The sequence below is a fragment of the Sediminicoccus rosea genome, from assembly GCF_033547095.1.
Classification (GTDB): domain Bacteria; phylum Pseudomonadota; class Alphaproteobacteria; order Acetobacterales; family Acetobacteraceae; genus Roseococcus; species Roseococcus rosea.
Map to the genome: position 1 here is coordinate 2,965,689 of NZ_CP137852.1, position 12,915 is coordinate 2,978,603.

The following is a 12,915-nucleotide window of genomic DNA, read 5'->3' on the forward strand; positions in this document are numbered from 1 at the left end:
CTGGGGGCGCCGGCGCCCGCCCGGCAGCCAGCCTCCTGCATCAGGGAAGGAGACTGAGCGGGACGGTCCGCGCCGTCGTTTCGAAGGCGCAGTGCCGGAGGCTGTCGAGGACACCGCCGTAGCACGTGGAAAGGCAGGGAACCACCGCCGCATCGAAGAAGACGAGGCGCGCGCGCAACTCCTCCGGCGCGGCGGTCGCGTCGATCGGCGCCATGACTGCGACCCGCCGGCCATGCTCGCGCAGCAGTTCGGCCTGGGCCTCCACCATCTCGCGCAGGCTGCTCCGCTCCTCGCCGATGGGCAGGATCGAGATGGGGGCGGCGGACCAGAGCCCGCTGCGCAGCAGTCCCGCCGCCAGCGCGCCGGACCCCGGGGCGTCGCCCACGATCAGCACCACACCCCGGACGGTCTCCGGCAGTTCCCGCACCCGCAGCACCGGCGCGACCCTGCCTGTGGCCAGCGCCGCGGCCAGTTCATGGCCGGGCTCGCTTTCCGGGCCATGGGGGCCAATGCCGGCCGGCACGATGATGAGATCCTGGCCGGCCAGCAGCGACGCGATCTCGCGGGCCGAATTCTCCTCATGGCGTGCCGCGGCGCGGATGGAGGGGTGCGCGGCGGCAGCGGTCTCGAATTCCCCGAGCGCGGCCGCTGCCGCTTCCCGCAGGCGGGCACGGCTGCGGGAGGCGAGCCAATCCGCCCAGAAGGCGCCGCCCACCGGCATGGGGCCGCGCCAGATCCGCGGCTCCAGCCCCACGCCGGACAGGCCGGTGACGGCGGCGCCGGTAGGCCCCGCGAGGCGCATTGCCGCCGTGGCCGCGGCCGCCTGCGACGGCCCGCCGACAAGGCACACCAGGATGCGCCGCAAGGCCGCCGCTTCGACCCCCGGCTGGTCACGCAGGACCGGATCGACCGGCCGCCGGAACTCCGGAATGGCGCTCATCGGGGTTTCCTCGGGGTTGGGGGCGCGCGCCGTCCGGGTCCGGAGGGTGCGGCTCGGGTCAATGTCGAAGACCTTGCGGTGGAGGACGCCCGAAAGGGCATCGGCCACCGATGCCGCGCCCAGCGGCGCGCCCGCGACATAGGCGGCGCGACCCAGCGCATGGGAGGCGAGCGGCGCCGTCAGCAGCAGGAAGGCGATGGCGGCGAGCGCGGTCAGGAGCGCGGCCGGCGTGCCGAAGGCAAGCCCGGCGCCGAGCAGCATCAGCCCCGCCCCGGCCACGCCCGCCTTGGCCGCCGCGTGCATGCGCATGAAGGGATCGGTCAGCCGGGCGACACCGAGCGCGGCCAGCCCCACCACCCCGGCGCCACCGACCAGCAGCAGCGCGGCCAGGACCTCGATCGCCACCCTCATGCGGCGGGCTCCCGCGCCGGCGGGGCGCTCGCGCGCTCCATCAGCCGTGCGAAGGCGACGGCGCCGAGGAAGCCCACGAGCGCGATGCCGAAGGCGATGTCGAGGAAGGCGGCATGTCCGGCGATGACGGCGACCAGCGCGGCGAAGCAGACGCCGAGCAGGCCCAGCATGTCGGTCGCAATGACACGGTCCGCCGAGGAGGGCCCGACCAGCAGCCGCAGCACAACAGGGATGCACCCCAGCGCGACAATCAGGGCGGCGAGGCCCGCGGCCCAGGGAATCAAGCCGGTGGTCATGGCAGCACCTCCCGCGCGCGGGCCTCCAGGGTGGATTTCATGCCGGCGATCGCCGCCGCCCGGTCCGGCGCGTCCAGCACATGGACGTAGAGCGTCCGGCCATCGGCCGAGACCTCAAGGCTCGTGGTGCCGGGCGTCAGCGTCACCATGTCGGCGAAGAGCACCGTCCCGCCGGGCGAGCGGATGTCGAGCGGCACGGCGAGGATGGCGGGCCGCAGGCGCTCCGGCGGGCCGAGCACGGCGCGGATGGTGGCGAGCGTGGATTTCGCAAGCTCCACCACGAAGGTGGCGCCGACACGAATCCAGGCGAGGGCGATCCTCATCGCGCGGTCTCCGCAAGCTGCAGGGGGTTCGGGCCGAGCACGGCCGCGATGTAGGCGTCGCGATCGAGCAGCGCCTCGGCCGCGGCAAGGGAGAAGGCGGCGAATGGCTCGGTCCAGAACCCGATGGCCAGCGTGACGCCGCAGAGCAGCACGATCGGCGCGAAGGTCGCGAGGCGCTCGCCGCGCGTCCACCCGGGCGCCGGCGCGGCTTCGGGCGCGGCTTCGGGCGCGGCCTTCCAGAAGGCCTCGTTCCAGATCTTGATCATGGAGTAGAGCGTGAGCAGCCCGACGGCGAGCGCCACGCCCGCCAGCACGAAGGCCTCCGCCTCCAGCCCCGCGCGGATGACGACAAGCTTGCCCCAGAAGCCCGAGAGCGGCGGGATGCCGGCCAGCGAGAGCGCTGGGATCAGGAACAGGAGACCGAGGAGCGGCGCCGTGGCCCAGAGCCCGCCCAGCCGCGCCAGCGCGAAGGAGCCGCCCATCTGCCGCATCGCGCCCGCGACGAGGAAGAGGTTCGCCTTCACCACGATATGGTGGATGACGTAGAGCACGCTGCCCGCGATCGCGAGCGGCGTCATCAATGCCACGCCCACCAGCATGTACCCGATCTGGCTGATGATGTGGAACGAGAGGATCCGCCGCACATCGTAATGCGCGGCCGCACCCAGGACGCCCACCACCATCGTCGCGATCGCGACCGCCCCGATGATCGGCCCGAACAGCGCGTGGTCATGCGCGAAGACGAGCGTGAAGATGCGGATGATGGCGTAGACGCCGACCTTTGTCAGAAGCGCGGCGAAAATCGCCGCCACCGGCATGGAGGCCGTGTGGTAGGAGGCCGGCAGCCAGTTGAAGAGCGGAAACACCGCGGACTTGGCCCCGAAGGAGACCAGCAGCAGCACCGCCGCCGCGGCCAGTGCGCCTTGGTTCTCCACGGTGGGCGCCACGCGCGCCATGTCGGCCAGGTTCAGCGTGCCCGTCAGCCCATAGAGCAGCCCGACCGACAGCAGGAAGACGGTGGTGCCGACCAGGTTCAGCATCACGTAGCGGATGCCGCCATCCAGCTGCTCGCGCGTGCGGTCGAGCACCAGCAGGCCGAAGGAGGCGATCAGCATCACCTCGAACCAGACGTAGAGGTTGAAGAGGTCTCCGGTGGAGAAGGCGCCGGCCACGCCCATCAGCAGCGCGTGGAACAGCGGCTGGAAGCCGGCGCGGTCCCGCTCCTGCGCGCCCGGGCCCATCGCGTAGATGGCGACGGCCAGGCCCATCAGGCCGGTGATGACGAGCATCGCGGCGGAGAGATGGTCCACCACCAGGGTGATGCCGAAGGGCGCGGGCCAGTTGCCCATCTGCCCCACGACCATGCCGCCCGAGAGCACTTCGGCCAGCAGGGCCAGCGTCGCGGCCAGCATGAGCAGCGCGGCGGCGAGGCCCACCAGGCGCTGGCCTGCCGGGCGGGACCAGAGCAGCGCCGTGAGTGCGGTGGCCAGCAGAGGAACCAGGATGGGTGCCACGAGCAGGAACTGGCGCATCACGCCGCCTCCTTCCGTGCAGCGGACTGGCCCGCGCCTGCGGCCGCCGGGACGGCCGGGGGACCTGCATGGTCCGGGCGCTCGGCCTCGTCCATCTCCTCGGCGGAGACGCTGCCGAAGGCGGCGTGGGCCCGCATCACCAGCACCAGGGCGAAGGCGGCGAGGCCGAAGCCGATGACGATGGCGGTCAGGATCAGCGCCTGGGGCAGCGGGTTCCCAGCACCAGCGACCAGCACCGAGGCGCCCGGGTCCACCAGCGGCGGCACCATGCCGCCAACCCGCCCGGCCGCGAAGATGGCAAGGTTCACACCCGTGCCGAGCAGGACGAAGCCGAGCAGCGCGCGCGGCAGGTCGCGCGCCAGCAGCAGGTAGGCGGCCGCGGCGACGAGCAGACCGATGGTGAGGGCAAGGGCGGCTTCCATCCTGCTCACTCCTCCGCCACGAGGGCGAAGACCATCGCCGTGACGGTGCCGATCACCACGAGATAGACGCCCACATCGAAGACGAAGGCGGTGTTCAGCGGCAGCGTCAGCGGGATCTGCGGGAACCACCAACGATGCGTCAGGTAGCCGGCCGAGGGATCGAGCCAGGCGAGCAGGCCGCTGCCCGCCGCGACCAGCAGGCCCACGCCGCACCAGGCGGCAGGCGGCGCGCGCATCACCGCGAGTGCGGCCGCCTGCCCACGCGAGATGGCGAAGAAGACCAGTCCCGCCGAGGCGACGAGCCCGCCCACGAAGCCGCCGCCCGGCGCGTTGTGGCCGCGCACGAGGAGGTAGAGCGAGACGACCATCGGCACCCAGAGCAGCAGCGGCGCCGAAACGCGGAGAATGAGGGAGGATGGCATCGTCTCAATTCCTGGGCGCAAGGGGGCGTGCCGCGCCGCGCAGCAGCGCGAGGACCGCGAAGGCGGCGATGGCGAGCACGGCGATCTCGCCCAGCGTGTCCAGCGCGCGGAAATCCACGAGGATGACGTTCACCACGTTCCGCCCATGCCCGGCCGGCACGCTGTTCTCGCCGAACCAGGAGCCGAGCCTCGGGTCGAAGGGAGAGGCCAGCACGGCCAGCAGCAGCGAAGCGACGGAGCCGCCGAGCGCCAGCGCCACCGCGGCGTCACCGGTGCGTTGGCGGGGCGTGCGCGCATCGCGGCCGCGGAGCGGCAGGCGCAGCAGCACGGTGGCGAGGATGACCACCAGCAGCACCTCGACCGTGAACTGCGTGAGCGCGACATCGGGCGCGCCGAAGCTCAGGAAGACCAGGGCCGTGCCGAAGCCGACCAGCCCGGTGGAGAGGACGGCGGCCAAGGTGCTGCGCGCCAGCGCCGTGGCGAGCGCACCGACGGCGATGAGCAGGAAGGCGAAGGCGCGCGGATCGAGCGTGCCGCCCATGGGCCGGTCGAAGCCGCCACGGATCGCCAGCACCGCGAGCGGCGCCAGCGCCGTCACCAGCAGCAGGGTGCGCATGTAGCCGCGCAGGCTGCCGTGCTGCACGGCGCGCGTCGTCCCCTCGGCCCAGCCGATCACGCCCGCCAGCGCCCGCTCATAGCCGCGCGAGGGACCGAGGCGGTCCAGCAGGACCAGGCCACGCAGCCGCGGCATCAGCCGCTCCCAGCCGAGCAGGATCAGCAGACCGAGCCCGACCGTGGCCGCGCTCAGGGCGAGGACGGGGGTGAAGCCGTGCCAGAGCTTCAGCGGCACATCGGCCGGGTGACCCAGGATGGCGGCGGCGGCGCCGTTCACCAGCCATTCGCCCGGCAGGGAGGGCGCGATGCCGGCCAGCAGCCCGAGGCACGCCAGCAGCACGGGGCCGGCCAGCATGGAAATCGGCGGATCATGCGGCTCGCGCGGGGTGGGCCGCACCGACCCGAAGAAGATGCGCCAGGAAAGCAGCCCGGCCACCGCCACCATCGCCGCGTTCACCGCGAAGCCGATGACCGCGACGACGGGCGCCATGCCGCCGGCGGCGAGCTTCGCCTCATAGACGATCTCCTTCGCCACGAAGCCGACGAAGGGCGGCAGCCCCGCCATGGACAAGGCCGCCAGCACCGCCGCTCCGGCGGTCCATGGCATGGCGCCGCGCAGACCGCCCAGGGCGGAGGCGTCGCGCGTGCCCGTCTCGTGGTCGAGGACGCCCGCGATGAGGAACAGCGCCGCCTTGTAGAGCGCATGCACCAGCAGGAAGGTCACCGCCGCCGTCGCCGAGAGGTCCGGCGCGATGCCGATGAGCATGACGAGCGTGCCCAGGGCGGTGACGGTGGTATAGGCGAGCACGCGCTTGAGGTCCGTCTCGCGCAGTGCCAGCAGGGCGCCGGTCGCCGCCGTCAGCAGCCCCGCCCAGGTCAGCAGGTCATGCCACAGCGCCTCCGTCGCGTAGAGCGGGTTCAACCGCGCCAGCAGGTAGACGCCGAGCTTCACCATCGTCGCGGAGTGCAGATAGGCGCTGACGGGGGTCGGCGCCGCCATCGCATTCGGCAGCCAGAAGTGGAAGGGGAACTGCGCCGACTTCGTGAAGCAGCCCAGCACGATCAGCAGCATGGCCGGCACCGAAGCCGGGTGCGCCAGCACCACCTCCCGCGCGGCGATGATGCCCGAGAGGCTGGTGGTGCCCGCCGCCATCGCCACCAGGATCAGGCCAGCCAGCAGCGCGAGGCCGCCGCCACCCGTCACCAGCAGCGCCTGCAGCGCGGCCTTGCGCGCGGCCGGCTTCTCATGATCGTGGCCGACCAAAAAGAAGGAAGCGAGGCTGGTCAGCTCCCAGAAGATGAAAAGCGTGACGACATCATCCGCGGTGACCGCACCGAGCATCGCCACCATGAACAGCAGCAGCAGGACGATGAGGCGACGCAGCCTCGGATCGCCCTCCAGGTAGCGCCCGGCATAGAGCAGCACGAGCGCGCCGATGCCGGTGATGAGCAGGGTGAAAAGCAGCGAGAGCCCATCGAGCCGCAACCCTCCCGCCACGCCGAGCGAGGGGACGGACCAGAAGCCGACCGAGAGCGGCGCCGCCGCGGCAAGCAGCAGGTAGCCGCTGAAGGCGCAGGTGGCCGCGGCGGCGCCGACCATGGCCGCCCGCCTGGCGGGAAGTGCTGCCGCCAGCGCAGCGGCGGCCAGGCCGACGAGCAAGGGGAGCTGCAGGGCGGAATCCGGTGCGGGCATCATCGCCCCCGGCGAGGCAAGGCCCGTGCCAGCACCAATATTTCTCTGAATCAGAGTGTTAGGTGCATCGAACTCTAAGCGCGGTCACGCCACGTCAACGCCCGTGAACGTGAATGTTCACATCCCTGAACAGCCGGCCAGGCCCGCCGGGAGGTCGGGCCTGGCCGTCGCTCCCACCCGTCCCGTGACGCCTAGCGCCGCGCGCGTTCCGCGTGTTTGCCCATCGTGTTGTAGGGCGCATAGGGCGGGAATTCGCCGATCGCGGTCATGTCCACCTCGATCAGGGTGGGCCCATCCACCGCCAGCGCGCGGGCGACCACGGGCCCGAATTCCTCCGCCGCGCCGACGCGGAAGTAGGGCAGACCCGCCAGCGCGGCCAAGGGCTCCAGCGCCGGGCCCTGCAGCTCATCGCCGAAGCGGCGGCCATCCACCACCGCGTCCTGGATGTGCCGGATCACGCCATAGCCGCGGTCGTTCATCACGATGGTGCAGAGCCGCGCGCGCTCCTGCACGGCGGTCCAGAGCTCGGTCAGGTTCATGGCGAAGCCGCCATCGCCCACCATCGCGACGGTCTTGCGCCCGCCCGCCCCCATCGCCGCCCCGATGCCCAGCGGCAGGCCCGGCCCGATGGCAGCCCCCACCGGATGGACGGCATCACGCGGGCCATAGACCTCGAAGGTGCGGTTGCCCCAGGTGGAATTGCTGATGGTGATGTCCCGCACCCAGAGCGCGTCGCGCGGCATCGCGGCACGCAACTGGCGCGCGAAGGAGGCATAGGGACCAAGCGTCGCCTCGTATTCCTCGATGGCCAGCGCCTTGGTGCGCGCCACATCCGCGGCATAGCCCGGCTCGACCGCGATGCGGCCCTTGAGGCGCCGCGCGAGCCCCTGCGCCACCAGCTCCGCATCGCCCTGGAGGAAATAGCGGTTGGGATAGGTGCGCCCATTGGCCGCCGAATCCACATCCACATGGATGAGGTTGTCCGGCAGCTTCATGGAGAATTCCATCATCTCATGCCCGCGCAGCCGCGAGCCGAGCACGAGCATGGCATCCACGCCCTCGTAGAAGCCCAGGATGCGCGGCGCGCCATTGCCGTGCAGCGCGCCGAAGGTCATCGGGTGATCCTCCGGGATGATGCCGCGGCCGTTCCAGGAGGAAACGGCGGCGAAGCCGAGATCGAGCAGCGCCCGCGCCCCCTGCCCCGCCTCGCGCGCGCCATTGCCGAGCCAGATCATGGGCCGCTTCGCGCGTGCCAGGATCTCGGCCACCTCGTCCAGCGCGGCCTCGCTCGGCGGCAGCGGCGGCGGCGGCGCGAGAGCGAGCGAATCCAGCTCGGCCGGGCGCGGGATGACGGCGCGCTGGAGGTCGATCGGGATCTCGACCGAGACCGGGCCGCGCGGCGGCGTCATCGCCTCGGCCGCCGCGCGCATCAGCACGCCCAGCGCCTCGCCGGCGGCCCGCACGCGATAGGCGGCCTTGCCGGAGGCGGCGAGGATCGCGGTCTGGCCCGGCACGTCATGCACCGTGCCCATGTCGCGATCCACGAATCTGGTGGCCGTCTGCCCGGTGATGTGCAGCACGGGCGAGCCCGCGAAGCGCGCCTCGACCAGGCCGCCGATGCTGTTGGCCATGCCGGGGCCGGTGCTGGTGAACAGTACGCCGAGGCCACCTGTCACGCGCGCATAGGCATCGGCCATGTGCGCGCCCCCCATTTCGCCGCGGCACATGACGTAGCGGATGGCGTTGCGCCGGCCGATGGCATCCAGCATCGGAATATTGTGGACGGAGACGATGCCAAAGACCGTGCTCACGCCGATGCGTGAGAGGAATTCGGCGACCAGGTCGCCCACGGTGTAGGGGGTTTGGGTCATGGCGCTTCCTCAGGGTTCTTGGCGCGCATCGTGTCACGATGCGCGCCGCGCGCCAGCCCCTCAGCCGCCCGGCGCTCCCTGGGTGCTCGTGTAGATCGCGTAGAGCGACTTGCTGGCCGCCATGAAGAGGCGGTTTCGGTGGCGCCCGCCAAAGGCGAGGTTGGCGCAGCGCTCCGGCAGATCAATGAAGCCGATGGGCTGGCCGGCAGGGTTGAACACCTTCACGCCATCCAGCCCCGGCGCGCCCATGCCCCAGCCGCACCAGAGGTTGCCCGCCACATCGACGCGGAAGCCATCCGGCGTCTCGCCCGGCTCGCAGCGCACCAGGACGCGGCGGTTGCGCAGCCTGGCGCCGTCCACGTCATAGGCCAGGATATTGCGCGGCTCGCTCCGGCTTTCGATGACGTAGAGGATGCGCTCATCCGGGCTGAAGGCCAGCCCGTTCGGATGGTCCACGTCATCGGCCACGCAGGTGATGGCGCCGGTCTGCCCATCCACCCGGTAAAGGTTGGTGTGCGGCAATTCCGGCGCGCGCTTCTCGCCCTCGTAGAAGCCGAGCAGGCCGAAGGGGGGGTCGGTGAACCAGATGCTGCCATCGGACTTCACCACCACGTCGTTCGGGCTGTTCAGCCGCTTGCCCTGATAATGCTCGGCGATGACGGTGATGCGCCCGTCATGCTCGGTGCGGACGACGCGGCCGGTCAGGTGCTCACAGGTGACGAGGCGGCCTTCGCGGTCCCGCGTATTGCCATTCGCGTTGTTCGACGGCTTGCGGAACTCATCCACCAGGCCCGTGCTTTCGGACCAGCGCAGCATCCGGTTGTTCGGGATGTCGGACCAGATGAGGCAGCGATGATCGCCGAACCAGACGGGCCCCTCCCCCCAGCGGCCGCCGGTCCAGAGGCGCTCCAGCCCCGCCAGCGGCAGGCGCAGTGCGTTGAAGGCCGGGTCCAGCACGCGCACCGCCGGGTCGGGGTAGCGCTCGATCATGCCGCTCATCTCCCGTAAAACACGCCCTGGCGCTTCTCGATCATCGCGTTCACGGCTTCCTTGTGATCCTCCGTCTCATGCGCGATGGCCTGGAAGGCCGCGGAGAGCTCGAGCAGCGAGGGCAATGACATGTGCTGCCCCTCGCGCAGCAGGCGCTTGGTCATGCGCAGCACCTGCGGCGGGTTCTTCGCCACGCGCGCGGCGAGTTCGCGCGCCGCGCCCAGCAATTCCCCATGCGGCACGACGCGGCTGACGAGGCGCGCGGCCAGCGCCTGCTCGGCATTCAGCGGGTCCCCCGTGAAGGACATCTCGGCCGCCATCGCGAGGCCGACGGCGCGCGGCAGCAGCCAGGCGCCACCATCGCCCGGCACGATGCCGACGCGCACGAAGCTCTCGGCGAAGATCGCCTTGTCGGAGGCGATCCGCATGTCGCACATGCAGGCGAGATCGAGCCCCGCGCCGATGGCCGCGCCATTCACGGCGGCGATGGTCGGCACGTCCAGCTCCCAGAGCGCCAACGGGATGCGCTGGATGCCGCGCCGGTAGTTCTCGCGCATCACGGCCGGGCTGTCGGCCGCCATGATGCCCTTGCGGTCGCGCATGCCCTTGAGGTCGCCGCCCGCGCAGAAGGCCGGGTCCGCACCGGTCACGACGACGCAGCGGATGGCGTCGTCGCGCGCGATACGCTTGCAGGCGGCCTCCACCTCGTCGCAATCCTCGAAGCCGGAGATGGCGTTGCGTCGCTCGGGCGCGTTCAGCGTGAGGGTGACGACCGGGCCGTCCTGCTCGATCTTGAGGAAGTCACTCATTCATCGGTTCCTTGTTGTGGGGCGGCCGGTTCAAGCCTGCGCGCCCGCGGCGTCGCGCGCCGTGATGTCGGGCCAGAGATTGGCGCCGCCGCGCGCCAGCACGGCGCGGCCGATCTCGCTGGACCAGGTGACCGCGCTGCCCGCCTCGTCCCGCCAGGCCCAGAGGCGGCGCGTGAGGTGGTGCAACTCATGATCCTCGGTGATGCCGATCGCGGCGAAGACCTGGTGCACCTTGGCGGCGACGCTTTCGGCCGTCTCGCCGGCGATGATCTTGGCACAGCCGATCTCGAAGGCGGCGCCGTCCAGGCCATGCGCGTCCACCGCACGCGCGGCCGAGGCCACCGCCACATCAAGCGCGGCCACATCGCCCGCCACCATCGCGAGGGATTGCTGCACCGCCTGGAACTTGCCGATGGCACGACCGAACTGGACGCGGGTATTGGCCCAATCCACCGCCAGCGTCAGGGCTTGCCGCGCCGCCCCGGAGATCTGCGCGGCCCGCACGAGCGCGAGGCCGAGTCGCGTGGCCCGCGTGCCCCAGCCATTGGGCAGGAGGCCCTCCAGCAGGGCTGCCCCCGGCTCCACCATGTCGCGCGGTTCGCGCGCCAGGTTGCCAGAGGGGAAATAGCTGTCGCGCGGCCGCAGCGCGATGCGCCCGGGCCCCTCCTCCGTCACCACATGCAGCGCAAAGCGGCCAAAGGGCGTGGCGCGCGTGCCGAGGCTGATGAAGCCGATCTGCGGCTCAAGCCCGGCCGCGGCCAGCAGGGCATTGGCCAGCATCGCCTCGGCCAGGGGCGCGGGCGCGCCGAAGCGGCCCAGCACCTGCCAGACCGCCGCGGCATCCCCCCAGCCCAGGCCGACGCCTGAGGCGGCCTCAGGCACCAGGGCCAGGGGAAGGCCCAGCTCGACCATCTCGGCCCAGAGCCCGGCCGGCCATTCGCCCGCCTCGACGCGCCGCAGCAGGGCCACGCCCGCCTGGTCGGCCAGCAGGCGCTCGACCTGCTCCAGGATGATGTCGCGCATCTCGCTCATCGCAGTCCCAGCTCCCGCGCGATGATGCCGCGCAAAATCTCCCGCGTGCCGCCACGCAGGCTGAAGGTGGGCGCCAGCTGCACCAGGTCGTCCAGCAGCAGGCGCAAATCGGGCGGCATGTCCTCGGGGTCCATCAGGCTGCGGATCTGCTCGGGCAGCGCCTGTTCGAAGACATTGCCGACATCCTTCACCAGTGCCGCCTCCACCGCCGGAGATTCGCCGCGTTCCAGCATGCCGCCCACCGAGAGCGACATGCCGCGCAGCGTGTTCAGCCGCGCCACCATGCGGCCGATCGTGGCTTCGGCCCCCGGCACGGGCGCCGCGTTGAGCGCATCAATGCCCGCCGCCAGCGCCGGGTAGGAGGAGAGGTAGCGGTCCGGCCCACTGCGCTCGAAGGCGAGTTCGGAGGTGGCCTGGGCCCAGCCCGCACCCTCCTCGCCCAGCAGGTCATCCTCGCGCAGCATCACGTCGTCGAAGGTGACCTCGTTGAAGCTCTCCTCGCCCACGAGATCCCGGATCGGGCGGATGGAAATGCCCGAGAGGCGCAGGTCCACCAGGAATTGCGAAAGCCCCGCATGGCGCGAGCGGCCCTCCGGCGCGGGGGAGGTCCGCACGAGGGCGATCATGTAGTCGCTCTTGTGGGCGAAGGTGGTCCAGATCTTTCGGCCGTTCAGCTTCCAGCCATTCGGCACGCGCTCCGCCTTGGTGCGGAGGTTGGCGAGATCGCTGCCCGCCTCCGGCTCTGAGAGGCCGATGCAGAAAGCGAGTTCGCCCCGGGCGATACCGGGGAGGATGCGCCGCCGCTGCTCCTCCGTGCCGAGCCTGAGGATGAGCGGGCCCGACTGCCGGTCGCCGATCCAGTGGGCGCCGACCGGCGCGCCGGCGGCCAGCATCTCCTCCAGCACCACGATTCGCTCGAGTCCCGACTTCTCGTGCCCGCCATAGGCGGCGGGCCAGGTCATGCCGATCCAGCCGCGGGCGCCCACCGCCCGGGAAAATCCACGGTCGAAGCCCATCCAGGAGCGCGCGCGGATGTCGGGGGTCCAGTCGCGCCCGGCCTCGGCCAGGAAGTCGCGCAACTCGCGGCGCAACTCGGCCGCGCGCGGCGGGGCATCGGGCAGGTCGAAACGCATGATTTTTCCTCCGTGCGGGAGGCTAGCAGGGGGTGGGGGAAGCCGGAACTCCACCCTCTGGCCTCAACTGCACTTGCGAGTCATTCTCATTTACGGTATCGCATCAGCCCATGGTGAACACCGATGACCCCACGCCCTTCCGCCCGCCCAGACCGACGGACCGCGACTCCCGCCGCCGCTGCCTCGACGCCGAGGTGCTGTTCCGCGACGGCCCCGAAGTCGAGATCCATCACAAGGAGGACATCTATCGCCTGCGCCTGACGCGCGGCGGAAAGCTCATCCTGACCAAGTAGTTGCTGTCTCTTTCTCTCCCGCCTCTCCCTCTCCCCTTCCCTCCGTCTCACCGCGTCAGCCAGCCCCGGATCCGCCCCGCAGAGCGGGCGTCCCGCAAGCCAGCGCGCCATCCCCCTGCCGGGCGATGGCACC

13 protein-coding genes are annotated in these 12,915 nt (G+C 71.4%); 1 reads left to right on the forward strand and 12 read right to left on the reverse strand.

Annotation, left to right across the window (positions count from 1 at the left end; translation table 11 throughout):
* Positions 1 to 40: 40 nt before the first annotated feature.
* From R9Z33_RS14350 to R9Z33_RS14405, 12 genes are all read right to left on the reverse strand, one after another.
* Entirely contained in the window at positions 41 to 1,351 is a 1,311-nt protein-coding gene (locus tag R9Z33_RS14350) for a cation:proton antiporter (protein WP_318647263.1), read from the reverse strand.
* Positions 1,348 to 1,647 carry a monovalent cation/H+ antiporter complex subunit F gene (locus R9Z33_RS14355; RefSeq protein ID WP_318647264.1) on the reverse strand — a complete coding sequence of 100 codons (300 nt, stop codon included), beginning with the start codon at positions 1,645 to 1,647 and terminating at the stop codon, positions 1,348 to 1,350. Before R9Z33_RS14355 ends, R9Z33_RS14350 begins: the two co-directional genes overlap by 4 nt.
* Positions 1,644 to 1,970 carry a Na+/H+ antiporter subunit E gene (locus R9Z33_RS14360; RefSeq protein ID WP_318647265.1) on the reverse strand — a complete coding sequence of 109 codons (327 nt, stop codon included), beginning with the start codon at positions 1,968 to 1,970 and terminating at the stop codon, positions 1,644 to 1,646. The genes R9Z33_RS14355 and R9Z33_RS14360 overlap by 4 nt, the downstream gene beginning before the upstream one ends.
* Positions 1,967 to 3,502 carry a proton-conducting transporter transmembrane domain-containing protein gene (locus tag R9Z33_RS14365; RefSeq protein ID WP_318647266.1) on the reverse strand — a complete coding sequence of 512 codons (1,536 nt, stop codon included), beginning with the start codon at positions 3,500 to 3,502 and terminating at the stop codon, positions 1,967 to 1,969. The genes R9Z33_RS14360 and R9Z33_RS14365 overlap by 4 nt, the downstream gene beginning before the upstream one ends.
* Entirely contained in the window at positions 3,502 to 3,924 is a 423-nt protein-coding gene (locus R9Z33_RS14370) for an NADH-quinone oxidoreductase subunit K (protein WP_318647267.1), read from the reverse strand. The genes R9Z33_RS14365 and R9Z33_RS14370 overlap by 1 nt, the downstream gene beginning before the upstream one ends.
* 5 nt (positions 3,925 to 3,929) lie before the next feature.
* Positions 3,930 to 4,346, reverse strand: coding sequence for an MnhB domain-containing protein (locus R9Z33_RS14375; RefSeq protein ID WP_318647268.1), 417 nt, complete (start codon positions 4,344 to 4,346; stop codon positions 3,930 to 3,932).
* 4 nt (positions 4,347 to 4,350) lie between these two features.
* Positions 4,351 to 6,657 (reverse strand): hydrogen gas-evolving membrane-bound hydrogenase subunit E, encoded by a 2,307-nt coding sequence (gene mbhE / locus R9Z33_RS14380; protein WP_318647269.1) that lies wholly within the window; start codon positions 6,655 to 6,657, stop codon positions 4,351 to 4,353.
* 188 nt (positions 6,658 to 6,845) lie between these two features.
* Positions 6,846 to 8,525, reverse strand: coding sequence for a thiamine pyrophosphate-binding protein (locus tag R9Z33_RS14385; RefSeq protein ID WP_318647270.1), 1,680 nt, complete (start codon positions 8,523 to 8,525; stop codon positions 6,846 to 6,848).
* Positions 8,526 to 8,585: 60 nt separating this feature from the next.
* Complete coding sequence (locus tag R9Z33_RS14390; RefSeq protein ID WP_318647271.1) at positions 8,586 to 9,524, reverse strand: SMP-30/gluconolactonase/LRE family protein; 939 nt, start codon at positions 9,522 to 9,524, stop codon at positions 8,586 to 8,588.
* Positions 9,521 to 10,324 carry a crotonase/enoyl-CoA hydratase family protein gene (locus R9Z33_RS14395; RefSeq protein WP_318647272.1) on the reverse strand — a complete coding sequence of 268 codons (804 nt, stop codon included), beginning with the start codon at positions 10,322 to 10,324 and terminating at the stop codon, positions 9,521 to 9,523. Before R9Z33_RS14395 ends, R9Z33_RS14390 begins: the two co-directional genes overlap by 4 nt.
* Positions 10,325 to 10,354: 30 nt before the next feature.
* Positions 10,355 to 11,356: an acyl-CoA dehydrogenase family protein gene (locus R9Z33_RS14400; protein ID WP_318647273.1), complete on the reverse strand. Its 1,002-nt coding sequence runs from the start codon at positions 11,354 to 11,356 to the stop codon at positions 10,355 to 10,357.
* Complete coding sequence (locus R9Z33_RS14405; RefSeq protein ID WP_318647274.1) at positions 11,353 to 12,489, reverse strand: acyl-CoA dehydrogenase family protein; 1,137 nt, start codon at positions 12,487 to 12,489, stop codon at positions 11,353 to 11,355. The genes R9Z33_RS14400 and R9Z33_RS14405 overlap by 4 nt, the downstream gene beginning before the upstream one ends.
* 110 nt (positions 12,490 to 12,599) lie before the next feature.
* Between R9Z33_RS14405 and hemP the strand changes: the two genes are divergently transcribed.
* Complete coding sequence (gene hemP / locus R9Z33_RS14410) at positions 12,600 to 12,782, forward strand: hemin uptake protein HemP (protein WP_318647275.1); 183 nt, start codon at positions 12,600 to 12,602, stop codon at positions 12,780 to 12,782.
* Positions 12,783 to 12,915 lie beyond the last annotated feature (133 nt).